The organism is Cytobacillus sp. (assembly GCF_964223445.1).
Lineage (GTDB): Bacteria > Bacillota > Bacilli > Bacillales > Cytobacillaceae > Cytobacillus.
Genome location: NZ_CAXQGS010000145.1, coordinates 1 through 21,478, shown reverse-complemented (window position 1 = coordinate 21,478; position 21,478 = coordinate 1). Strand labels below are relative to the sequence as shown.

Here is a 21,478-nt window from a genome sequence, read left to right as displayed (position 1 = left end):
CAATCCTGAAGGCATTGAGCCTGCTGGATGCGAAGCCTGAAGAAGCAATTATGGTCGGCGATAATTCGCACGATATCGATGGAGGAAAAAACGCCGGCACGAAAACGGCTGGTGTTGCCTGGACAGCGAAAGGCCGTGATTTCCTCGAGCGCTTTGAACCGGATTATATGCTGGACAATATGGCTGACCTGCTCGATATTCTTGAGGCAGAAAACCAATGAGAAAAACGGAGCGTTTTCCGGTAGAGGGAGGCAATTCTCTCTGGCATGTGTATAAAACGGTTCCGTTCTTAAAGGTGGTCAAAAACTTTATTGTGATCCAGCTTGCGCGCTATACGCCATTTCTGGGCATGAAAAATTGGCTCTATCGTAATTTCCTGAGAATGAAGGTAGGGGATCAGACATCATTCGCACTCATGGTTATGCTGGATGTCATGTTCCCGGAAAAAATCAGTGTCGGCCGCAACTCGGTCATCGGATATAACACGACGATTCTCGCCCATGAATATTTGATTAAGGAATATCGCCTCGGCAGGGTTGAAATTGGCAGCGAAGTCATGATTGGCGCCAATTCAACCATTCTTCCCGGCATCACGATCGGAGATGGTGCGATTGTTTCAGCTGGAACGCTTGTTCATAAAGATGTCCCATCTGGCGCTTTTGTGGGGGGCAATCCGATGCGTGTCATCTATACAAAGGAAGAACTTGCCGCACGCTGGGCGGATGATCCGATATATGGTGGTAATAAAGAGAAGACTCCCCTAGCTTAGGCTGGCGGGGTTTTTTATTATTGTGTGAGATGTTGGATAGATTACAAAAGATGCAGATATTTTTAGATGTAAGTCTTAACTTTAATAACCTTTCCAAAAAAGTACAAACTATAAGAAAGCTCCTTTTTTAAAAAAGGGAGTCTTTTTTATTTTTCTGCTCCTTTTGGTTGACGGCATGGAGTTTGCGCGTTAAACTACATATAACTTCAATTTGCTACCATATTAGCGAACTAAAGGATTCGGAATTTTTAAGTCATAGAGGTGAATACGCTTGAGCCGATTATTTATGTTTGAAAAGCCGTTAGGCATGAGAGATACATTACCGGATTTATATGAAAGAAAGGCAGCAGTCCGGTCATCCATCCAGGGGGAAATGAAACGCTGGGGCTATCAGTTTATCGAAACGCCTGCACTCGAATATTACGAAACAGTTGGAGCGGCATCAGCAATACTTGATCAGCAGCTGTTCAAGCTGCTTGATCAGCAGGGCCATACCCTTGTGCTGCGTCCGGATATGACTGCACCGATCGCAAGGGTGGCAGCATCCCGTCTATTAAAAGACGAGCTGCCGATCAGGCTTGCCTATTCTGCCAATGTATACCGCGCCCAGCAGCGGGAGGGTGGCAGGCCGGCTGAGTTTGAGCAGATCGGTGTTGAATGCATTGGCGACCATACGATCAGTGCGGATGGAGAAGGGATGGCGATGATGATCTCTGCTTTGAAAGAAGCTGGGCTTCAGAACTTCCAGCTTTCCGCCGGCCACATCGGTTTTGTCCGGGACTTCTTCCAGCAAATTTTAGGAACAGAAGAAAGAGTGGAAAACCTGACAAGATTTTTATATGAGAAGAATTATGTAGGATACAGGGAACATGTAAAGAGCCTGGCTCTTTCATCCATTGATAAACAAAGGCTTCTTGATTTTCTTAAATTAAGAGGCGGGGAAGAAGTCATTGAGATTGCTTATGGGCTTCTGGAAAACGGCACAGGAAAAAAAGCCTTATCCGAGCTCGAACAGCTTTGGGGCATTATGCAGGACTACGGCCAGGAAGGCACAGTTAAATTTGATTTAACACTCGTCAGCCATATGAGCTACTACACAGGAATTCTTTTTGAAGTATATGCAGGAAATGTTGGTTTCCCGATCGGAAATGGCGGCCGCTATGATCTGCTCCTCCAAAAGTTCGGAAAAGATACGGGAGCAACCGGCTTTGCCATCAGAATGGACCGCTTGCTCGAGGCGCTTGAAGACAGCAATGCAGCAGAACCTGTGTACTGCATTTTATACAGTCCGGAACGCCGCAAAGAGGCATTCGATTTTGCGAAAGAAGAACGTTCTGCCGGAAAGAAAGTGGTCCTGCAGGATATTAGCGGTGTCAAGGATATCGATGCCTGCACCAGCCAATACGAGGATATTACCTTTTTAGTCGGAAAAGCTGGAAAGGAGAGCATAAAATGAGTGATGTTTTAACGATTGCGATGCCAAAGGGGCGCATTTTTGAAGAAGCGGCTGAATTGCTCCGCCAGGCAGGCTTTCAATTGCCGCCGGAATTTGATGATTCTCGAAAATTGATTATAGATGTGCCGGAAGAGAATTTCCGCTTTATCCTCGCCAAGCCGATGGATGTGCCAACCTATGTAGAGCATGGGGTAGCAGACCTTGGGATTGCCGGGAAAGACGTAATGCTTGAAGAAGAGCGAGATGTTTACGAGCTTCTTGATTTGAAAATCAGTGCCTGCTATCTTGCGGTTGCAGGACTGCCAAATACAAGGCTGAATGATGTTGCTCCTAAAATTGCAACAAAGTATCCGCAGATTGCGGCAGCTTATTTCCGAGAGCAGGGGGAGCAGGTGGAGATCATTAAATTGAACGGCTCCATAGAGCTGGCGCCGATGATCGGGCTGGCAGACCGGATCGTCGATATCGTATCAACTGGCCGTACGCTAAAAGAGAATGGCCTCGTTGAATACGAAACCATTGTCGGCATCACTTCAAGATTGATTGTCAATCCTGTCAGCTACCGCATGAAGGATGAACGCATAAGTGAGCTGGTTGGACGTCTTACGGAAGTAATAGCAGGAGAAGAAATTCGTACTTAAAGTGAAACTTCCATAAGTGGTGTTCTTCCACTGATGGTTAGTTGAACCAATCGGGCCTTTATGGGCAGTTTATCCCTGCCTGATTCTAATTAGGTCTTGATTGGAAATATGAGGTAGGGATATTACTGCCCGTTAATCTGCGATAAAGGATGTAGAGGTCTATGAAAATTTTAAAAGTAAATGACCAGATTTCAATTAAACGGTCTGTTGATAACGGAACAGAAGAACAGCGGGCGATTGTAAAAGATATTATTGAAGCAGTCCGCCAATACGGAGATCGGGCATTAAAAGATTACACAAAAAAATTTGATGGCATCTCACTGGATGATTTCAAGGTATCGCAGGCTGAAGTAGAAGAAGCATTGAGTCAAGTGGATGGAAAAATCCTTGAAATCATTAAAAAAGCTGCTGAAAACATCCGGTCTTTCCATGAAAAGCAGCTGCGTCCTTCCTGGATGACAACGGAAGAAAACGGCACAGTGCTTGGCCAAAAGATCACACCGCTTGATTCAGTCGGCCTGTATGTCCCGGGCGGTACGGCTGCCTATCCATCATCAGTCCTTATGAATGTGATTCCGGCAAAAGTGGCGGGCGTCAAACGGATTGTCATCACCTCTCCTCCTGATAAAAAGACTGGAAAGCTGCCTCCTGCAGTCCTTGCTGCAGCCCAAATCGCAGGGGCAGAAGAAATCTATAAAGCGGGCGGTGCCCAGGCAATTGCCGCGCTGGCATATGGTACGGAAACAATTGCACCTGTTGATAAAATTACCGGTCCCGGAAATATCTTTGTGGCTCTTGCGAAGCGTGAAGTTTTTGGGGATGTTGATATTGATATGATCGCAGGTCCCAGTGAGATTGCCATTTTAGCAGATGATACGGCACACGCGGATGAAGTGGCTTCAGATCTTTTATCACAGGCCGAACACGATCCAATGGCAAGTGCAGTCCTTGTCACACCATCACCTGCTCTGGCAAAACAGGTCTCAAGCGAAGTGGACCGCCAGCTGGCTGAGCTGCCGAGGCGGGAAATCGCTGCTCCGTCCATCGAAAATTATGGTGCTATCTATGTGGCCGAAAACATGGATGAGGCCATCGAAACGGTGAATAGCCTCGCTCCTGAGCATCTGGAGATTTTAACAGAAAATCCGATGGAGCTTCTCGGACGGATTCGTCACGCGGGTGCGATCTTCCTCGGACGATTTAGCCCTGAACCGGTCGGCGACTATTTTGCCGGTCCAAACCACGTTCTGCCGACAAACGGGACGGCCCGTTTCTCAAGCCCGCTTAATGTGGAGGATTTTCAAAAGAAATCAAGCATTCTTTTATACAGTGAAAAAGCATTAAAGGATAACGGCGAAAAAATTGCAGCCTTTGCGCGTCTGGAAGGACTTGAAGCCCATGCCAGATCCATTGAAACAAGACTAAGAAAATAAGCTGGAGGAATAATCATGGCCAGAACTGCAGAAATTTCACGTAAAACCAATGAAACGAATATCACTCTTTCTTTAAATATAGACGGCGAAGGCAAAAGCGATCTGGAAACAGGTGTGCCTTTTATGACCCATATGCTGGACCTGTTCGCCAAGCACGGTCAATTCGACTTGAACATCGTCGCAAATGGCGATACGGATGTGGATGACCACCACACAACAGAGGACATTGGCATCTGCCTTGGCCAAGTACTTAAAGATGCTTTAGGAGATAAAAAAGGCATCAAGCGCTATGGAAATGCTTTTGTTCCGATGGACGAAGCGCTGGCTCAAGTTGCAGTTGACCTCAGCAACCGCCCTCACTTGGAGATGCGTGCTGAGTTCCCATGCCAAAAGGTTGGTACATTTGATACCGAGCTTGTTCATGAGTTTCTTTGGAAACTTGCACTTGAAGCGAGAATGAACCTGCACGTCATCGTTCACTATGGACAGAATACACACCACATTATCGAAGCCATTTTCAAAGCACTCGCTCGTGCGCTTGATGAGGCAACAACGATTGACCCAAGGATTAAGGGAGTTCCATCAACGAAAGGGATGTTGTAAATGATCGGCATCATCGATTACGGAATGGGGAATTTGTTCAGTGTCAGTAAAGCGCTTGAACGGTTGGAGGTTCCTTATTTCCTTTCTGAAAATAAAGACGAGCTTCTGGGAGCAGACGCCTTGATTCTGCCGGGTGTCGGCTCTTTCAAAGATGCCATGGCCATCTTAAATTCTACAGGCCTGGCAGATCTGGTAAAGGAGTTTGCTGATACAGGCAAGCCGCTTCTTGGCATTTGCCTTGGCATGCAGCTTTTATTTAAAGATAGCGAAGAGAATGGCATGACGGAAGGCCTGCAGCTTCTCCCTGGCCATGTGAGGCGTTTTCCCGGTACGACAGCAGAAGGCGAAACGTATAAAGTTCCGCATATGGGCTGGAACCGTCTTGAATTCTTACAGGGTTCGCCGATTTTAAAAGGCCTTGATGAAGATTATGTCTATTTCGTCCACTCCTACTTTGTAGATACAGATGATAGAGAAGTTGTTATCAGCAGAAGTATGTATGATGTAGAAGTGCCGGCAGTTGTCGGAAGGGGCAATGTGTTCGGCATGCAGTTCCACCCTGAAAAAAGCAGTTCGCTCGGCATGGCGCTATTACGCAATTTTACCGAGCTGGTTGAAGAAAGGATGTCTGTGAAATGAGTTTTACGATCTATCCGGCGATCGATATGAGAGGCGGCAAGTGCGTCCGGCTGCTGCAGGGGGATTACGATAAGGAAACGGTGTATGGCGACTCTCCGTTTGATATGGCCAAAAAGTTTGCTGATGAAGGAGCAGACTGGATTCATATGGTAGACCTTGACGGGGCAAAGGATGGGAAGCGGGTTAATGATCAATATGTCATCCAGGCTGCCCGGGAACTTGGCGCCTCCGTCCAAATCGGCGGGGGAATCCGTACGGAAGAAGACATCCTGCATTACCTGGATAATGGCGTAACACGCGTAATCATTGGAAGCATCGCCGTCTCCAATCCTGAGTTTGCTATTGAAATGATCCGTAAATACGGCAAAGCAATAGCGTTAGGGCTTGATGCAAAAAATGGCTATGTGGCTACCCATGGCTGGCTGGAAACATCTGAAATGAAGGCAGTTGACTTAGGCAGGCGATTTGCCAACGCAGGTGCGGAAACATTTATTTTTACAGATATCGCAACAGACGGAATGCTATCGGGGCCAAATATTGAAGCGGTTCGTCTGCTTGCAGGGGAAACCGGGAAAAGTGTCATTGCATCTGGCGGTGTCAGCCAGCTGGCTGATTTGGCGAAGCTGCGGGAGTATGCTTCTGAAGGTGTTACTGGCGCCATTGTCGGAAAGGCCATTTATGAAGGCCGTTTTACCGTAGCGGAAGCTCTGAAAGAGGTGAAGGAATCATGCTGACGAAACGCATCGTTCCCTGTCTGGATGTAAAAGACGGCCGTGTGGTAAAAGGGGTCCAATTCTTGCAGCTGCGTGATGCCGGAGATCCGGTTGAGCTTGCCCGCTTTTATGATGGGCAGGGAGCTGACGAGCTGGTCTTCCTCGATATCTCCGCTTCACATGAAGGACGGAAAACAATGGTTGAGGTTGTTAAGGCTGTTGCGTCTGAGCTGGCCATTCCATTTACAGTCGGCGGCGGGATTAACGCGCTGGAAGATATGAAACGAATTTTGCGGGCAGGGGCTGATAAGGTTTCTCTTAATACAGCTGCTGTAAACAATCCTGATTTAATTACAGAAGGGGCAAATTTCTTCGGATCCCAGTGCATTGTTGTTGCGATAGACGCTAAGTACGATGAAGAGCTCGGTTCCTGGCGCGTGTACACTCATGGCGGACGGACACCGACCGATCTTGAAGTTATCGCCTGGGCGCGTGAAGCTGCGGAGCGCGGAGCCGGAGAAATTTTACTGACAAGCATGGACTCTGACGGTGAGAAAAAGGGCTTCGATATCAAGCTGACAAAAGCAGTCAGTGAAGCGGTTTCGATTCCGGTAATCGCTTCTGGCGGGGCCGGAAATGCCGATCACTTTGCTGAGGCGTTTATCGACGGAAAAGCGGATGCTGCATTGGCTGCATCAATTTTTCACTATAAAGAAACATCTGTTGCAGAAGTGAAATCTTATATTAAGGAAAAAGGGGTGGTAGTCCGATGAATATTGAAAGTGTAAAGTTCGATGAAAAGGGACTGATCCCTGCAATTGTGCAAGATGCGAAAACAAAAGAGGTATTAACGTTAGCCTATATGAATCGCGAATCCCTTTTAAAATCGGCGGAAACAGGTGAATCCTGGTTTTTCAGCCGTTCCCGCAATGAACTGTGGCACAAAGGGGCAACAAGCGGAAACACACAGAAAATTGTTGAAATGAAGCTTGACTGTGACCAGGATGCCATTGTGGTTCTGGTTGAACCAGCAGGACCTGCCTGCCACAATGGAACAGTCAGCTGCTTTGAGGAAAGAGTATACGGGAAAGAGTCAGGCGGCTTATCTGGCTATGAAATCCTTTATACTCTTGAAAAAGTTATTGAAGAACGTGAAAAGACACGCCCTGAAGGAGCATACACGACGTATCTTTTTGAAAAAGGCGTGGATAAAATCCTGAAGAAGGTCGGCGAAGAATCCGCAGAAGTCATCATCGCGGCGAAAAACCGTGATAAGGACGAACTGAAATGGGAAGCAGCCGACCTGATTTATCATTTGATGGTGCTGCTGCGTGAGCAGGAGCTGCCTTTTAATGAAGTTTTGAAAGTACTCAATAAACGGCATGACTCGAAAAAAGAACCGGCCTCCGAATAGGGAGGGCGGTTTTTGTATTGCAGTGTCAGGAATCTAGTTATATCAAGGAGTGACTCATATATTTTAAAAGTGACGCATATTTACCGCGAAGTGGAGCAAAAAAATAAAAAGTGATTCATAAATCCAATTAGTTAATACATAATTCATAAAAGTGACGCATATATTATTTTTTCTTTCAGAATAAAGGTTTTATAGCCTTAAGAACCGAAATTACATAGAGGATAATAACAAAGGAGTGATAAATTGATTGTAAAAAAACGGAACGTACCCATAAGAATCTTAAAAAATCATGCATTACTTCGGCGGCTGCCAAACAATAACAAAGCCTATGTTGAAATTACAAATGATCTCGCAAGACGAATAGCCGGTTACAGAGGTGAACAGGCTGTTGATTTCCACTTAAGTAAACTTTCAGAAAAGGACTTTTATATTTTTCATGGACTTCGGCTGACGAACGGTAAATACTTTTTTCAAATCGATACACTCATTCTGACTTCAAGATATGCACTTATTCTTGAAATAAAAAATTATGCAGGTACTCTTTTTTTTGATCCAGTTTGTAATCAGCTCATTCAAACAAATTCTTCCGGAGAGGAGAAAGGTTATGCAAATCCAGTTGAGCAGGCAAATCAGCAGCTGCGTGAGTTAAAAAAATGGTTAAATCATAAAGATAGTAAACTCCCTATTGAATTCCTCGTTGTGATAAGCAAGCCAACTACAATTATAAAAACAAACCCCAATTCTGTTCATCTCCTCCAAAAAGTTAAACACGTCCAATACCTGACCAGCGAAATAGAGAAGTTAAGCCAAACCTATAATGAGCATATTGACTTAAAAGAATTAAAAAGAATTTCCCGCCAGCTAATGAAAGAGAATCATCCTGAAACATTTGATGCCCTAAATTTTTATAAGATTCCCTTTTCAGATATAAAAGCTGGTGTTATTTGCCCTTCTTGCCACACAACGTTTATGAAACGGCTCTTCGCAGCGTGGCATTGCCAAAAATGCAATTCAATAAGTAGAGAAGCTCACAGCCATGCACTAGTTGATCTGTTTCTATTAAATAATAATCAGCCAGTTTCAAACCAAGAGATCCGGCATTTCCTTGGTATAACATCCCGCACTGTAACTTTAAAACTTATCCAGTCCCTCAATCTCCCCCACACAGGCACCAACAAAGGCCGCCGCTACCACCCGCCGTTAAACTGCCAGAATTTTACCGATCTTAAACACCAGCACCGCTAAACCACCGCAACAACCCTTTAAAACATAACCGCAATAAGATTTCCAATAAAAAATTAAGAATGGGAATAGTATTGTCATTTCTTCCCTTCTCCACAGGCTTGTTCGTGTGATATACTACTTTAGTTACTAACATTTATGGAGGATTTCATGAGTAAAGACTCTAAAGCTAGACACCAAAAGGGAAAGTTACTGTCATTTATCCCGAATGGTGAGTACTATTTTTCCAAAGGGATTAAGGCGTACCACCGCAGGGATTTTCATAAAGCAAAGAAATATTTAATGAGGGCAATGCAGCTTGAGCCGGGTGAACCGATGATTATCTGCCAGCTTGCGATTGTTCATTCAGAAATAGGTGAGTATCAGGAGTCGAATCAGCTGCTTCATATGATATTGGAGGAGCTTGATGAGGATATGGTGGAATGCCATTATTTCCTTGCCAACAACTATGCTCATATGGGCCTTTTCAAAGATGCTTACACACATGCAAATACGTATCTGGATTTGGATCGGGACGGAGAGTTTACGGAAGATACAGAGGATCTGCTGGAACTTCTGACGCTTGAAGGGGAAGATTTGGATGATGAGCTCTACGAGCAGGATGACCTGATTACGAAGCAGGAACACGCACGGGAATTGCTGGAGTCCGGCCATTTTCCAAAAGCGGTTGAGATCCTGAACTCTGTTATTGATGAGTATCCGGAATATTGGTCCGCATACAACAATTTGGCCCTGGCGTATTTTTATCTTGGAGAAGTGCAAAAGGCATCAGATATTTTAGAGAAGGTCCTTGAAGAAAATCCGGGAAATCTCCACGCTTTGTGCAACAAGCTTGTCTTTGCTTTTTACGAGCGGAATTTCAGGCAGGTGCGCTTGTTAAAAGAGGCGCTGAAAAAAATTAAGCCGCTTTCAATAGAACATCAGTTCAAGCTTGGTGCCACATTTGCTCTGACCGGCGAGTATGAGGCTGCCTTTGCATGGCTTCGCAAGCTTCAAAAGAAAGGCTTTGAAGGGGACGGACCATTTTATTACTGGTTATCCTATTCCGCCTATTTTACAGGCCGGGAAGAGATGGCGAAATCGGCATGGAAGAAAGCCATCGAGATTAATCCGGAAAAAGAAGGCTTTGAGCCCTGGAACGATGAAAAAGTAACCAGCAGCGGCTTTGAAGACCATTATTCATCCATTTTAAAAAAGCTGGAAAGCGACTATATAGAAGAGCGGCTATTCGGCCTTTTCCTTACGTCCGTATCCAGCAGAAGAGATGAAATTTTGATCTCTGAAGCAATTGTACAGAACAATAAGTTTTCGGCTATAGAGAAGGAATATCTCTCTTTTGTGAAAACAGACCAGGAAGCGCCTGCCCAGGTTCAGGCCGCACATGAGACAGCAGAACTGTTCTATGAAAACTACCATCCGATTGGCACGGTGGAAGCCGGCCTATATTTAATGTGGTTTACCATTTTTGCTGAATTGACAAACAACAGCCAGAATATTAAAAACAAAAAGGCCTGGGCTGCAGCCATTGAGTATGTCTGGCATAAGCTTCGAAACGAAAAGGTTTCCCAATCAAAAATTGCAGGGAGATACGGGATTTCCGCTTCGACGATGGGCAAATATGTAAAATCGGTGAATGACCGCCTTCAGTGAGCAGATGTTTGGACGAAACACGCGCCAATTTTATAGGATAACAGTAAGAAGGTCATACTATAATATGCGTATTTATAGAGTGTTTTATTTAAAATACTGGATTTCTGATTACTGAAGGAGTGATTCGCTGTGACTGAAGAAAAAATTTATGATGTCATTATCGCTGGCGCAGGCCCTGCAGGAATGACTGCTGCTGTATATACATCTCGTGCAAATCTGTCTACTCTAATGATTGAACGCGGTGTTCCGGGCGGGCAAATGGCCAATACAGAAGAAGTTGAAAACTATCCTGGCTTTGACCATATTCTAGGCCCGGATTTATCCACTAAAATGTTTGATCATGCGAAGAAATTTGGCGCTGAATATGCTTATGGAGATATTAAAGAAATCATTGACGGCGAAGAATATAAAACAGTTGTTGCTGGATCGAAGCAATATAAAGCACGCTCAGTCATTATTTCAGCTGGTGCCGAATACAAAAAGCTTGGCATTCCTGGTGAGAAAGAGCTTGGCGGACGCGGGGTATCCTATTGTGCAGTCTGTGACGGAGCATTCTTTAAAGGCAAAGAGCTTGTTGTTGTCGGCGGCGGCGACTCTGCTGTTGAGGAAGGCGTATATTTGACCCGTTTCGCTTCTAAAGTGACAATCGTTCATAGACGGGACCAGCTTCGTGCGCAGGCGATTCTGCAGCAGCGTGCATTTGACAATGAAAAAATTGACTTTATCTGGAACACGACAGTGAAGGAAGTCAATGATAAGGACGGAAAAGTAGGCAGTGTAACGCTTGTGTCTGCTGAAACAGGTGAAGAAAGAGAATTCAAAGCAGATGGTGTCTTCATCTATATCGGCATGGTTCCTCTTTCCAAGCCATTTGAAAGCCTTGGCATCACGAACAGCAATGGCTATATTGAAACAAACGACCGAATGGAAACTAAGGTGGAAGGTATTTTTGCAGCCGGGGATATCCGCGAAAAATCTCTTCGCCAAATCGTTACTGCGACTGGTGATGGAAGCATCGCCGCACAAAGCGCCCAGCACTATGTGGAAGAATTGCAAGAACGCCTTAAAACGAAAAAATAATGTGAGCAGGCATATGGTCCTATGGGCTGTATGCCTTTTATTTTAGTAAAAATAGCCACTGGTTGAAAAGTTTTACAAAAAGTCATGTGGTTTTAATTCTCCTGTAACCTTGATGAAATAAATTTCGGGTAATATAGGAATAGAAATTGACCCCCTTTTAAAGATATAATCCTTTTTAAAGCACAGGCATATGCCTGTGCTCTTTTTTTCGTATAACTGTAACTTTTGAAGAATGTATTTTGGAAATCTGTATTCATTGTGGCTCTAAGACAAAAATAGTATAATGAAATGAATAAGAAAAGAACGTTAGCCAGCCTTTACTTTAAGCGATTTCATGGAAAGGCGGCAGCGGTATGATTTCGGAAATTAGAGGTGAAATGTGTTGCAGCGAGTCACGAACTGTGTGTTACTTAAAGACGATAAAGTATTGCTTTTACAAAAGCCAAGAAGAGGCTGGTGGGTGGCTCCGGGCGGAAAGATGGAGCCTGGTGAATCAGTGAGGGACTCGTGCATACGTGAGTTCAGGGAAGAAACAGGCATCTACCTGCGCAATCCGAATATTAAAGGCATTTTTACGTTCATCATGAAGGATGGCGATAAAGTCGTACAGGAGTGGATGATGTTTACTTTTCTGGCTACAGCTTCTGATGGGCTGAACCTGGATGAATCAGAGGAAGGCAAGCTTCGCTGGCATCCGTTTTCAGAGATTAAGAATCTGCCGATGGCTGCCGGAGATTCACATATTTTGGAGTATATGATTCATGGCCAGGGCATGATTTATGGAACGTTTACGTATACGCCAGATTTTGAACTGCTTAGTTACAGGCTGGATCCAAGCTGAATTTGACAGAAACAGGGGGAAATTATAAATGAGTACGGGTGCAGTTAATGATACTCAAATGGTGATTATTACGGGAATGTCAGGGGCAGGGAAAACAGTAGCCATCCAAAGCTTTGAAGATCTTGGCTTCTTCTGTGTAGATAATTTGCCGCCGACGCTGCTGCCGAAATTCCTTGAACTTATGAAGGAATCAGGGAATAAAATGAATAAGGTCGCATTGGTGATGGATTTGCGCGGCCGTGAGTTCTTTGACCACTTATTTAAAGCGCTGGATGAATTATCCGAAACATCCTGGGTCACCCCGCAAATTTTATATCTAGATGCAGATGATTCGACACTCGTCAGAAGATATAAAGAAACAAGACGATTCCATCCCCTTGCACCATCAGGATTGCCTCTTGAAGGCATAAAGCTTGAACGGGAGCTGCTTGAGGAATTAAAAGGCAGGGCCCAGCTTATTTATAACACATCGCAAATGAAGCCGAGGGAATTGCGCGAGAAAATTCTAACGGAGTTCTCATTGAATAAAAAAACAATATTTACGGTTAACGTCATGTCTTTTGGCTTTAAGCATGGAATTCCAATTGATGCCGACCTCGTATTCGATGTCCGATTCCTTCCGAATCCGCATTATATTGAACATATGAGGCCGAAGACAGGTTTGGATGAAGAAGTATCCAGCTATGTGCTGAAATGGACCGAAACTAGTAAATTTCTCGAAAAGGTTACGGATCTGCTGAGCTTTATGCTTCCGCATTATAAACGGGAAGGGAAAGCTCAATTGGTCGTTGCAATCGGCTGTACGGGAGGCCAGCATCGTTCGGTAGCGCTGACAGAATATATCGCTAACTTCTACAGCAAGGATTACCATACGGCAATCACTCACCGTGACATCGAGAGGAGAAAGGAAAACATCAAATGAACCGACAGCCAAGAATCGTCATCATCGGAGGAGGAACAGGGCTTCCTGTCCTTTTAAGGGGATTGAAACAATACCCTGTTGATATAACTGCCATTGTGACAGTTGCCGATGATGGCGGCAGTTCCGGAAGATTGAGAAATGATCTTCATATTCCGCCGCCCGGTGACATCCGCAATGTGCTGGCAGCTCTTTCAGACGTGGAGCCGCTCATTGAGGAGATGTTCCAGCACCGCTTTGCGACATCCAATGAGTTATCCGGGCATTCGCTTGGCAATTTAATTCTCGCGGCAATGACCTCGATTACCGGAAACTTTGTTCATGCGATTCAGGAAATGAGCAAGGTGTTAAACGTAAGGGGCAAGGTGTTGCCGGCTGCTAACCAGAGCGTAGTCCTTCATGCTGAAATGGAAGACGGGACCATAGTATCGGGAGAATCAAAAATACCCTATTCCGGTAAAAAAATAAAGCGGGTATTTTTAACCCCAAAAAATATTAAAGCCCTGCCTGAATCACTGCAGGCTATCAGACAGGCTGATATGATTATCATCGGGCCTGGCAGTTTATATACCAGTATTCTTCCAAACCTGCTTGTCCCCAGGCTGGGACGTGAAGTCTGCCATTCGAAAGCGAAAAAGGTATATATATGCAATTTAATGACACAGGCGGGAGAGACGCTCGATTATACAGCAAGCGATCATGTAAAAGCACTGTATGATCACATGGGAAGTGCTTTTATCAATACCATTCTGGTAAACAATGAAGAAATCCCTCCCCATATTCAGGAGCGGTACAGCGAAGAAATGGCAAAGCCTGTTGTGTATGATACAGGTGCTCTTACCGAACTGGGCCTTGAAATCATGCACGGTGAAATTGTCAGCCACGAAGGCGGCATCATTCGCCATGATACAAAAGAAGTTGCCCAGATGCTTTATAATTTGCTTTTACATGAAACCAATAGGCGTTTTAACGCGTAATATATAGGTGTGAAAGGGCTTTTGCCGGTAAAAAATAAACTGTGCATACGTTTGCTCAGTGAAGAATATCTTTTTATATGCCACTGGCTTAGCGCTTTTGCGGATAGGGGGTGAAGGGATGTCTTTCGCTTCGGAAACGAAAAAGGAATTGACGAACCTGGAAATAAAAGACTGCTGCGGCAAAGCGGAATTGTCCGCCCTGATCAGGATGAATGGTTCACTTTCTTTTTCCAGCCGGAAACTGATTGTGGATATTCAGACGGAAAATGCAGCAATCGCAAGAAGGATTTACACACTGATTAAAAGGAATTACAACGTTCAGGTTGAGCTTCTGGTCCGGAAAAAAATGCGGCTGAAAAAGAACAATGTTTATATTGTCAGGCTAACGGAACAGGCCAGCATGATTCTTGATGATCTGGAAATTTTAAGCGAGGGATTCGTATTTACACACGATATCTCCAATGAGCTTATAAAAAAGAAATGCTGTAAGCGTTCTTATCTGCGCGGTGCATTCCTTGCCGGGGGATCTGTTAATAATCCGGAGACCTCCTCCTATCATCTTGAGATCTCTTCGCTTTACAAGGAGCATAATGACTCCCTTTGTGAACTGATGAATTCGTTCGGGCTGAACAGCAAAACGCTTGAACGTAAAAAAGGCTATATCACTTATTTAAAGGAAGCCGAAAAAATAACGGAGTTCCTAAATATTATTGGCGCACACGCTGCTCTGCTCCGATTTGAAGATATCCGGATTGTCCGAGATATGCGAAATTCGGTCAATCGACTCGTAAATTGTGAAACAGCGAACTTAAACAAAACTATCGGAGCGGCCTTGCGTCAGGTGGAAAATATCCGGTTCATCGATCAAACTGTCGGACTTCAGGTTCTGCCTGACAAACTGAGGGAAATTGCCGAATTGCGTGTAGCTTACCAGGATGTCACTTTAAAAGAACTTGGGGAAATGGTTTCAGGAGGAAATATCAGTAAATCGGGTATTAATCACAGATTAAGAAAAATAGATGAAATTGCTGAGAAACTTCGGTCAGGCGACACTATAGATGCTCACTGACAGAGGGATCAGCAGGGAGGAGATGTACAATGGCGGAAAAACAGGTTGAAGTTAAGCTGAAAACAGGATTACAGGCACGTCCGGCGGCATTGTTCGTACAGGAGGCCAATCGGTTCTCATCCGATATTTTTCTGGAGAAGGACGGAAAGAAGGTAAATGCGAAAAGCATAATGGGTCTGATGAGTCTGGCTGTAAGCTCAGGATCAGTCATTACCCTCAAGGCCGAAGGGAACGATGAAAACGAAGCTCTTGAGGCACTTGCGAACTATATTCAAAAGGAAAACTAAAACAACTCGCATCGGGAAGATGCGAGTTGTTTTTTTATGCTTATTATTTATCTTTCTTCTCATCCAAAGAGTTTCTAGTAATGATTTGGTCAACCAAACCGTATTCAAGAGCTCTTTCAGCTGTCATAAAATTATCGCGGTCAGTGTCTCTCGCAATGACTTCAAGAGGCTGTCCAGTGCGCTCTGAAAGAATTGTGTTTAATTTTTCGCGAAGGAAAAGAATGCGCTTTGCAGCGATTTCGATTTCAGTCGCCTGTCCCTGAGCTCCGCCCAGCGGCTGATGAATCATGACTTCACTGTTTGGAAGGGCAAAACGCTTGCCTTTCTCACCAGCAGCAAGAAGGAACGCACCCATGGATGCTGCCATACCAATACAAATGGTTTGTACCTTCGGCTTGATGAATTGCATCGTATCATAAATAGCCATACCTGCCGTAATGCTTCCGCCCGGGCTATTAATGTAAATGGAAATGTCTTTTTCAGGATTTTCTGCTTCAAGGAATAAAAGCTGGGCAACAATTGAATTTGCCACATTATCATCGATTGCGCTTCCCAGCATAATGATGCGGTCTTTTAAAAGGCGGGAGTAAATATCATAAGCGCGCTCCCCGCGGTTTGTTTGTTCAATAACTGTAGGGATTAAGTTCATTTTCCAATTCCTCCTTCAAGATAAGGTCAACATACAAGATGAACAAGCATGTTCTTCCAAGTAAAGAAAATTTTTTAACTCCTATGTATTATTATGATACACTGATGGTCAATTAAGGTCAAACGAATCGCATGGAAATCGTGTTTGATTCGTTCGACACTTTTTTCTGTGCTGTACTATCTCATTCCATGATACCCATTGTTCTAACTTTTAAAACTAAAAGGAGGCTTGCAAAGTGAATAAACATATCATATAATTAGTTATCGTAGCGGCTGAGCGCTTGGTCAGCCACCTAATAAAATATTTGCCCTCGTGGTGCAACGGATAGCACGTGAGATTCCGGTTCTTAAGATGTGGGTTCGATTCCTGCCGAGGGCGCTGCCAAAACTCCTTGTCTGATATGGACAGGGAGTTTTTACTTTTTATGCTATCCGCAAATAAATTTCCTCTATCCGCACATAAATCAAAAAAACTTCCTGAATTTAAACCTGAATTTCAAAAAAATCCTTAAAATCCGCAGTTTTCACCATAAAAAATGAATATTCTTCCCTCTGCCATGCATATTGTGAAGTATTCAGAAAGATGGAGAAGTGCCGGTGCGAATGGCATTTGCCAACATATTTCCATACAACATTTACGGGGAATATTGTAAAATGGGGACAGGGGGAATGTATGATGAATTTGAAAGCTGGGTTATGGCAGCAGCAGACAATGAAATTAACAATGACACAGGAGCTGACGCAGGCGATTGCCCTTCTGCAATACAGCACACAGGAGCTCTCTGAATTCCTGGAAAGCAAAGCGCTTGAAAATCCCCTTTTAAAAGTTGAGTCCGGACATGTCCAGACGATGGATCCCCGTTATGACCGTGTCAAACTGACTAGAACAAAAGTGGAAAAGGATAAAATAAACTGGATTGAGCAGATTGGCTGCGGTAAGACGATGATGCTGGATGAATATTTGAGATCGCAGCTTCATTTGAAATTAAACAAGGACGAACAAAGAGTGATTGAGCACCTTATTGAGAGCCTTGATGAAAACGGTTACTTTCGGGCGGATCTGCAGACAGTTGCCAAGACTCTCCAGATGCCATTTGAATATGTGGAACAAATGCTTGAAGAGCTGCAGGAACTCGAACCTGCTGGCATTGGTGCTAGGAATCTTCAGGAGTGCCTGTCCCTGCAGATTAAGAGATTGCCAGTGAGAAATGAACTGGCTGAAATCATTATAGATGATTACTTTACCTTTTTTGCGGAAAAGAAATGGAAGGAGATTGCCAAACAGCTCAGTGTGGAGCTCAAAGAGATTCAAGAGGTATTCGACTTTGTTCAGACCTTGAATCCAAGACCGGGTTCATCCTTTCAAAGCGAGAAATCCGCATATATAACACCGGACGTGATTATTAAGTGGGATGGAAGCTCTTTTTCTGTCAGTGTTTTTGATGAAGTGCTTCCTAAAATCAGTTTTAATGAAGGCTATTATAAAAAGTTTTCGGCAACTGGTGACCGTAATGTCAGCCGCTTTTTACAGGAAAAGCAGCAGGATTACCAATGGATCATGAGGAGCATCCAGCAGAGAAAAGAGACTCTTGCGAATGTGACACTTAAAATCGTTGAAAAACAGCAGGACTTTTTTATAAAAGGACCTTCTCATCTGAAGCCGATGACCATGAAGGAAATATCAGATGAACTCGAAATACATGAATCAACTGTCAGTCGTGCTGTCCGGGAAAAATATGCACAAACGCCATATGGGACGTATGAGCTGAGATCGTTCTTCTCAAGCACAATCAAAACAACCTCCGATGAAAATACGTCTTCACAGCAGGTAAAGACGATTATTGGTAAAATGATTGAAGGGGAAAATAAGCAAAAGCCTTTATCCGATCAAGAGCTTGTGAAGCTGCTGAAGGAACAAGAGGGGATGGTTGTCAGCAGAAGGACGATCGCAAAATATCGGGATCAGCTGGGCATCCCATCATCATCGAAACGGAAAAGGTATGACTGACAAAGGAGATTTGCTGATTGAAACAGCCAGAGCTAGTGTTTTATACACGCAGCAGATGCCCGCTGTGTGATAAAGCTAAGGAAGTAATAGTGGAATTAAAGAAAGAATATGATTTTACCTTAATTGAAAAAGACATTGATGTGAGCGATGAACTGACCGAGAAGTATGGGCTCATGATCCCGGTGGTTGAAATTGATGGGAACGAAGTTCAGTTCGGGCATATTGACGCCATTACATTAAGTGAAGCGCTTACAGAAAAAAACTGAGTTTTATCAGTTGATTTCAATACTCACTCTTGCTATTATGAAGGAGAAGCAAGGGTGATTTTTTTTGTGGTAAGTGGGACATAATATGTCTATGCGGGACAAAAAATGACCACATATGATGAAGGAGCTTTCCGGATGTACTCACTAATTGATATTCAAAAAAGATTATTGCCTGATATGCTTGCGGTTATGCAGAAGCGCTATGGGATTCTTCATTACATAGGGCTGATGGAGCCGGTTGGAAGAAGGAGCCTTGCGGTTAGTTTAGGCCTGACGGAAAGAGTGCTGAGAGGTGAGGTTGAGTTTTTAAAAGACCAGAACCTGATCCGCATCTCGAGTACGGGAATGAGTCTTACTTCCGATGGGAGGGAATTGCTTGAAGCTCTTGAAGGAATAATGAGGGATATTTCGGGTATAGCCTTAATGGAGCAGGAGTTATCCCGAAAACTTGGCATTCGCCAGGCGATCATTGTTTCCGGAAACAGCGATGAATCTCCATGGGTGAAGCAGGAACTTGGCAGGGCCACAGCGCTGTGTATGAAATCAAGGCTCAAAGGAAAAAATATCATCGCAGTTACCGGCGGATCCACAATGGCAGCCGTAGCAGAGATGCTTACTCCAGATCTTGCTGAACGGGATTGGCTGTTTGTGCCGGCACGGGGCGGAATTGGCGAAGATGTTAAAAACCAGGCTAACACCATTTGTGCAAAAATGGCTGATCATACAGATTCCAGGCACCGCGTCCTTTATGTACCTGACCAGGTAAGCAGGGAGATGTATGAAAGCATCATCAAAGAACCCAATATTAAAGAAGTAATCACCCAGATCAAATCTGCAAGCATGGTTTTACACGGGATTGGGGACGCTATAACAATGGCTGAACGCCGCAAAACCAGTAAAGAAGATTTTGTTAAAATCAAGCATGCCAAAGCAGTAGGAGAATCATTCGGCTATTACTTCAATGAAGGCGGCGAGGTTGTACATAAGGTTCAGACCATCGGCCTTCAGCTGGATGACCTATCCCATATTGAACACGTCGTTGCAGTGGCAGGCGGTTCCTCAAAGGCGAAAGCCATCGCGGCATACATGAATCGGGCACCATCCTCTACCATCTTGGTAACTGATGAAGGTGCAGCACAACAGTTGTTAAAAGGGTAATCCCTTTTCAAATATAAAATCTACCTTTCTAAGGAGGAAATATTCATGGCAGTTAAAGTTGGTATTAACGGATTTGGAAGAATCGGGCGTGTTGTTTTCCGTGCAGCTCTTAAAAACCCTAACGTAGAGGTTGTAGCAGTAAATGACCTGACAGATGCAAACATGCTTGCACACCTTTTAAAATATGATTCCGTACACGGAACATTAAATGAAGAAGTAACAGTTGACGGCGATTACCTTGTTGTTGGCGGCCATAAAGTAAAAGTTCTTGCTGAGCGCGATCCTGCTCAATTAGGATGGGGAGATCTTGGCGTAGAAGTAGTAGTAGAATCTACTGGCCGTTTCACAAAGCGTGCTGACGCAGCGAAACACCTTGAAGCTGGCGCGAAGAAAGTAATCATCTCTGCTCCTGCAACTGACGAAGATATCACAGTGGTAATGGGTGTTAACCATGATAAATATGACCCTGCAAACCACCATGTTATCTCAAATGCATCTTGTACAACAAACTGCTTGGCTCCATTTGCAAAAGTATTAAACGACAGCTTCGGAATCAAGCGCGGTATGATGACAACTGTTCACTCATACACAAATGACCAGCAAATCCTTGACTTGCCTCACAAAGACTATCGCCGTGCCCGTGCAGCAGCAGAAAATATCATCCCAACAACTACTGGAGCTGCAAAAGCAGTATCTCTAGTATTGCCTGAACTAAAAGGCAAATTGAACGGTGGAGCTATGCGTGTTCCAACTCCAAACGTTTCTCTAGTTGACCTTGTTGCTGAGCTTGACAAAGATGTAACAGCTGAAGAAGTAAACAGCGCTCTTAGAGCAGCTGCTGAAGGCGAACTAAAAGGCATCCTTGCATACAGCGAAGAGCCATTAGTATCTGGCGACTACAACGGAAATCCTGCATCTTCTACAATCGATGCACTTTCTACAATGGTTATGGAAGGCAGCATGGTAAAAGTCATCTCTTGGTATGACAACGAATCTGGTTATTCTAACCGTGTAGTGGACCTTGTTGATTACATCGCTCAAAAAGGCCTTTAATAGATAAATCTCTTCAAGAAAAATTTTCGTTTTGCGAAGCATTCTCAAGGTGAATTTTTTCTCTAAAAAAATACCTCATCTTGTTGGATATTAAAATCGCTAACGTCTATAATGGATAAGGGTAAAAGGGGAGCAGGGAAACAATCCCTCTCCCTTTTGTTTTAAAGCAAAAAGTAAAAATAATTAACTGGGATCATGTTTAGCTCCGGAACCTGGAGGCTCAAGCTTATTAGCCGCCGGGCAAGGCGCTTCCGTTTTTCCTGGTAAGGAGGTCCTTTTGCTGTGAACAAAAAAAGCGTAAAAGATGTGGAGTTAAAAGGGAAACGAGTTTTTTGCCGCGTTGATTTCAACGTACCTATGAAGGATGGACAGGTTACAGATGAAACTCGTATCCGCGCAGCTCTTCCAACGATTGAATATTTGACTAACCAGGGTGCTAAAGTGATCTTAGCGAGCCATTTGGGCCGTCCGAAGGGTTCAGTTGTTGAAGAATTGCGTTTAACACCAGTAGCAAAGCGTTTGTCCGAGCTTCTTGGCAAAGAAGTGAAGAAGGCAGATGAAGCATATGGAGATTCTGTAAAAGCAATGGTTGACACGTTAGGTGAAGGAGAT

At 44.2% G+C, this 21,478-nt stretch carries 24 protein-coding genes and 1 tRNA gene; 24 read left to right on the top strand and 1 reads right to left on the bottom strand.

The genetic code is table 11. From position 1 onward, the window contains the following. The 18 genes from ACEQ1T_RS24725 to ACEQ1T_RS24640 form a co-directional block, all read left to right on the top strand. Positions 1–221, top strand: a 221-nt coding sequence (locus tag ACEQ1T_RS24725) for an HAD hydrolase-like protein (RefSeq protein ID WP_370225205.1), incomplete at its 5' end; no start/stop codon positions are given. Then, complete coding sequence (locus ACEQ1T_RS24720; protein ID WP_206840167.1) at positions 218–769, top strand: DapH/DapD/GlmU-related protein; 552 nt, start codon at positions 218–220, stop codon at positions 767–769. The genes ACEQ1T_RS24725 and ACEQ1T_RS24720, both read left to right, overlap by 4 nt. Positions 770–1,040: 271 nt before the next feature. Beyond that, positions 1,041–2,225 carry an ATP phosphoribosyltransferase regulatory subunit gene (locus ACEQ1T_RS24715; protein WP_370225203.1) on the top strand — a complete coding sequence of 395 codons (1,185 nt, stop codon included), beginning with the start codon at positions 1,041–1,043 and terminating at the stop codon, positions 2,223–2,225. Further along, positions 2,222–2,866, top strand: a complete 645-nt coding sequence (gene hisG / locus ACEQ1T_RS24710) for an ATP phosphoribosyltransferase (protein ID WP_251175540.1) — start codon at positions 2,222–2,224, stop codon at positions 2,864–2,866. The genes ACEQ1T_RS24715 and hisG overlap by 4 nt, the downstream gene beginning before the upstream one ends. 161 nt (positions 2,867–3,027) lie before the next feature. Further along, the gene (gene hisD / locus ACEQ1T_RS24705; RefSeq protein ID WP_370225201.1) at positions 3,028–4,299 is read left to right on the top strand and encodes a histidinol dehydrogenase; all 1,272 of its coding nucleotides are present in this window, start codon (positions 3,028–3,030) and stop codon (positions 4,297–4,299) included. A 15-nt stretch (positions 4,300–4,314) separates the two neighbouring features. Continuing rightward, complete coding sequence (gene hisB, locus ACEQ1T_RS24700) at positions 4,315–4,902, top strand: imidazoleglycerol-phosphate dehydratase HisB (RefSeq protein ID WP_206840172.1); 588 nt, start codon at positions 4,315–4,317, stop codon at positions 4,900–4,902. Further along, positions 4,903–5,541 (top strand): imidazole glycerol phosphate synthase subunit HisH, encoded by a 639-nt coding sequence (hisH, locus tag ACEQ1T_RS24695; RefSeq protein ID WP_370225199.1) that lies wholly within the window; start codon positions 4,903–4,905, stop codon positions 5,539–5,541. It abuts the gene before it with no gap. After that, the gene (hisA, locus tag ACEQ1T_RS24690) at positions 5,538–6,275 is read left to right on the top strand and encodes a 1-(5-phosphoribosyl)-5-[(5-phosphoribosylamino)methylideneamino]imidazole-4-carboxamide isomerase (RefSeq protein WP_370225198.1); all 738 of its coding nucleotides are present in this window, start codon (positions 5,538–5,540) and stop codon (positions 6,273–6,275) included. Before hisH ends, hisA begins: the two co-directional genes overlap by 4 nt. Next, positions 6,269–7,027, top strand: a complete 759-nt coding sequence (gene hisF / locus ACEQ1T_RS24685; protein WP_370225196.1) for an imidazole glycerol phosphate synthase subunit HisF — start codon at positions 6,269–6,271, stop codon at positions 7,025–7,027. Before hisA ends, hisF begins: the two co-directional genes overlap by 7 nt. After that, the gene (hisIE, locus tag ACEQ1T_RS24680; RefSeq protein WP_370225194.1) at positions 7,024–7,668 is read left to right on the top strand and encodes a bifunctional phosphoribosyl-AMP cyclohydrolase/phosphoribosyl-ATP diphosphatase HisIE; all 645 of its coding nucleotides are present in this window, start codon (positions 7,024–7,026) and stop codon (positions 7,666–7,668) included. Before hisF ends, hisIE begins: the two co-directional genes overlap by 4 nt. 243 nt (positions 7,669–7,911) lie before the next feature. Beyond that, a complete protein-coding gene (locus ACEQ1T_RS24675) occupies positions 7,912–8,913 on the top strand; it encodes a nuclease-related domain-containing protein (protein ID WP_206840179.1) in 1,002 nt (333 codons plus the stop codon). A gap of 147 nt (positions 8,914–9,060) precedes the next feature. After that, on the top strand, positions 9,061–10,560 hold the full coding sequence (locus ACEQ1T_RS24670; RefSeq protein ID WP_370225193.1) for a tetratricopeptide repeat protein: 1,500 nt from the start codon (positions 9,061–9,063) through the stop codon (positions 10,558–10,560). A 129-nt stretch (positions 10,561–10,689) separates the two neighbouring features. After that, complete coding sequence (gene trxB / locus ACEQ1T_RS24665; RefSeq protein WP_206840183.1) at positions 10,690–11,640, top strand: thioredoxin-disulfide reductase; 951 nt, start codon at positions 10,690–10,692, stop codon at positions 11,638–11,640. A gap of 382 nt (positions 11,641–12,022) precedes the next feature. Further along, the gene (locus ACEQ1T_RS24660) at positions 12,023–12,481 is read left to right on the top strand and encodes an 8-oxo-dGTP diphosphatase (RefSeq protein WP_113883709.1); all 459 of its coding nucleotides are present in this window, start codon (positions 12,023–12,025) and stop codon (positions 12,479–12,481) included. A gap of 28 nt (positions 12,482–12,509) precedes the next feature. Next, positions 12,510–13,403 (top strand): RNase adapter RapZ, encoded by an 894-nt coding sequence (gene rapZ, locus ACEQ1T_RS24655; RefSeq protein ID WP_206840185.1) that lies wholly within the window; start codon positions 12,510–12,512, stop codon positions 13,401–13,403. Further along, positions 13,400–14,377: a YvcK family protein gene (gene yvcK / locus ACEQ1T_RS24650; RefSeq protein ID WP_206840187.1), complete on the top strand. Its 978-nt coding sequence runs from the start codon at positions 13,400–13,402 to the stop codon at positions 14,375–14,377. Before rapZ ends, yvcK begins: the two co-directional genes overlap by 4 nt. Before the next feature lie 118 nt (positions 14,378–14,495). Next, positions 14,496–15,446 (top strand): DNA-binding protein WhiA, encoded by a 951-nt coding sequence (gene whiA / locus ACEQ1T_RS24645; RefSeq protein ID WP_206840189.1) that lies wholly within the window; start codon positions 14,496–14,498, stop codon positions 15,444–15,446. A gap of 29 nt (positions 15,447–15,475) precedes the next feature. Next, positions 15,476–15,733, top strand: coding sequence for an HPr family phosphocarrier protein (locus ACEQ1T_RS24640; RefSeq protein WP_009331822.1), 258 nt, complete (start codon positions 15,476–15,478; stop codon positions 15,731–15,733). 43 nt (positions 15,734–15,776) lie between these two features. Here ACEQ1T_RS24640 and clpP read toward each other — a convergent pair whose 3' ends face one another. Then, a complete protein-coding gene (clpP, locus tag ACEQ1T_RS24635) occupies positions 15,777–16,382 on the bottom strand; it encodes an ATP-dependent Clp endopeptidase proteolytic subunit ClpP (RefSeq protein ID WP_009331821.1) in 606 nt (201 codons plus the stop codon). Positions 16,383–16,688: 306 nt separating this feature from the next. Between clpP and ACEQ1T_RS24630 the strand changes: the two genes are divergently transcribed. From ACEQ1T_RS24630 to pgk, 6 genes are all read left to right on the top strand, one after another. Beyond that, positions 16,689–16,760 (top strand) — tRNA-Arg (locus ACEQ1T_RS24630). Positions 16,761–17,057: 297 nt separating this feature from the next. After that, entirely contained in the window at positions 17,058–18,389 is a 1,332-nt protein-coding gene (gene rpoN / locus ACEQ1T_RS24625; protein ID WP_370225207.1) for an RNA polymerase factor sigma-54, read from the top strand. Positions 18,390–18,406: 17 nt separating this feature from the next. Then, a complete protein-coding gene (locus ACEQ1T_RS24620; protein ID WP_370225189.1) occupies positions 18,407–18,655 on the top strand; it encodes a glutaredoxin family protein in 249 nt (82 codons plus the stop codon). A 135-nt stretch (positions 18,656–18,790) separates the two neighbouring features. After that, positions 18,791–19,813: a sugar-binding transcriptional regulator gene (locus ACEQ1T_RS24615; protein ID WP_206840192.1), complete on the top strand. Its 1,023-nt coding sequence runs from the start codon at positions 18,791–18,793 to the stop codon at positions 19,811–19,813. Positions 19,814–19,858: 45 nt separating this feature from the next. Next, positions 19,859–20,866 (top strand): type I glyceraldehyde-3-phosphate dehydrogenase, encoded by a 1,008-nt coding sequence (gap, locus tag ACEQ1T_RS24610; RefSeq protein ID WP_206840193.1) that lies wholly within the window; start codon positions 19,859–19,861, stop codon positions 20,864–20,866. 282 nt (positions 20,867–21,148) lie between these two features. Next, positions 21,149–21,478 (top strand): phosphoglycerate kinase (gene pgk, locus ACEQ1T_RS24605; protein WP_370225187.1); only part of this gene is annotated, 330 nt, incomplete at its 3' end.

Bases quoted from the DNA above. Each gene is read 5' to 3' on its own strand.
- ACEQ1T_RS24670 (WP_370225193.1), top strand. From the start codon at position 9,061: ATGAGTAAAGACTCTAAAGCTAGACACCAAAAGGGAAAGTTACTGTCA.
- ACEQ1T_RS24640 (WP_009331822.1), top strand. From the start codon at position 15,476: ATGGCGGAAAAACAGGTTGAAGTTAAGCTGAAAACAGGATTACAGGCA.
- hisF (WP_370225196.1), top strand. From the start codon at position 6,269: ATGCTGACGAAACGCATCGTTCCCTGTCTGGATGTAAAAGACGGCCGT.
- clpP (WP_009331821.1), bottom strand. From the start codon at position 16,382: ATGAACTTAATCCCTACAGTTATTGAACAAACAAACCGCGGGGAGCGC.
- rpoN (WP_370225207.1), top strand. From the start codon at position 17,058: ATGAATTTGAAAGCTGGGTTATGGCAGCAGCAGACAATGAAATTAACA.
- whiA (WP_206840189.1), top strand. From the start codon at position 14,496: ATGTCTTTCGCTTCGGAAACGAAAAAGGAATTGACGAACCTGGAAATA.
- ACEQ1T_RS24615 (WP_206840192.1), top strand. From the start codon at position 18,791: ATGTACTCACTAATTGATATTCAAAAAAGATTATTGCCTGATATGCTT.
- rapZ (WP_206840185.1), top strand. From the start codon at position 12,510: ATGAGTACGGGTGCAGTTAATGATACTCAAATGGTGATTATTACGGGA.
- hisA (WP_370225198.1), top strand. From the start codon at position 5,538: ATGAGTTTTACGATCTATCCGGCGATCGATATGAGAGGCGGCAAGTGC.
- hisG (WP_251175540.1), top strand. From the start codon at position 2,222: ATGAGTGATGTTTTAACGATTGCGATGCCAAAGGGGCGCATTTTTGAA.
- hisH (WP_370225199.1), top strand. From the start codon at position 4,903: ATGATCGGCATCATCGATTACGGAATGGGGAATTTGTTCAGTGTCAGT.
- hisD (WP_370225201.1), top strand. From the start codon at position 3,028: ATGAAAATTTTAAAAGTAAATGACCAGATTTCAATTAAACGGTCTGTT.
- ACEQ1T_RS24720 (WP_206840167.1), top strand. From the start codon at position 218: ATGAGAAAAACGGAGCGTTTTCCGGTAGAGGGAGGCAATTCTCTCTGG.
- yvcK (WP_206840187.1), top strand. From the start codon at position 13,400: ATGAACCGACAGCCAAGAATCGTCATCATCGGAGGAGGAACAGGGCTT.
- hisB (WP_206840172.1), top strand. From the start codon at position 4,315: ATGGCCAGAACTGCAGAAATTTCACGTAAAACCAATGAAACGAATATC.
- gap (WP_206840193.1), top strand. From the start codon at position 19,859: ATGGCAGTTAAAGTTGGTATTAACGGATTTGGAAGAATCGGGCGTGTT.
- hisIE (WP_370225194.1), top strand. From the start codon at position 7,024: ATGAATATTGAAAGTGTAAAGTTCGATGAAAAGGGACTGATCCCTGCA.